Origin of the sequence: Rossellomorea aquimaris (assembly GCF_001877785.1) — a bacterium.
GTDB lineage: Bacteria > Bacillota > Bacilli > Bacillales > Bacillaceae_B > Rossellomorea > Rossellomorea aquimaris_A.
Genome location: NZ_MINN01000028.1, coordinates 1 through 455, shown reverse-complemented (window position 1 = coordinate 455; position 455 = coordinate 1). Strand labels below are relative to the sequence as shown.

Sequence of the window (455 nt, the reverse complement as noted above, 5' to 3'; positions counted from 1 at the left end):
TAAAGGAAGGAAAGATCTTTTACTTCGCTCACGCTTCGTAAAAATCTATGGTGGAGGATGACGGGATCGAACCGCCGACCCTCTGCTTGTAAGGCAGATGCTCTCCCAGCTGAGCTAATCCTCCATATGATGCCTGGCGACGTCCTACTCTCACAGGGGGAGAGCCCCCAACTACCATCGGCGCTGAAGAGCTTAACTTCCGTGTTCGGCATGGGAACGGGTGTGACCTCTTCGCCATTGTCACCAGACTGTATCCTTTTAAAAGGACAATTTTTATTATATCTTTTTCAGAGATAATTTCAAGTGTTAATTTAAAATTTATTCCCTGAAAACTAGATAAAGGATTGATATCAAGAATACCGGTATTGCCGTTGTGTTCATTTAAAAATGACTCTTTGTGGTTAAGTCCTCGATCGATTAGTATCAGTCAGCTCCACATGTCGCCATGCTTCCAC

The 455-nt window shown here is 44.2% G+C and carries 1 tRNA gene and 1 rRNA gene; both read right to left on the bottom strand.

From position 1 onward, the window contains the following. Positions 1–48: 48 nt before the first annotated feature. Positions 49–124: transfer RNA gene (locus BHE18_RS01105), tRNA-Val, on the bottom strand. Positions 125–131: 7 nt separating this feature from the next. Further along, positions 132–248 (bottom strand): 5S ribosomal RNA (rrf, locus tag BHE18_RS01100). Between the last annotated feature and the right edge of the window lie 207 nt (positions 249–455).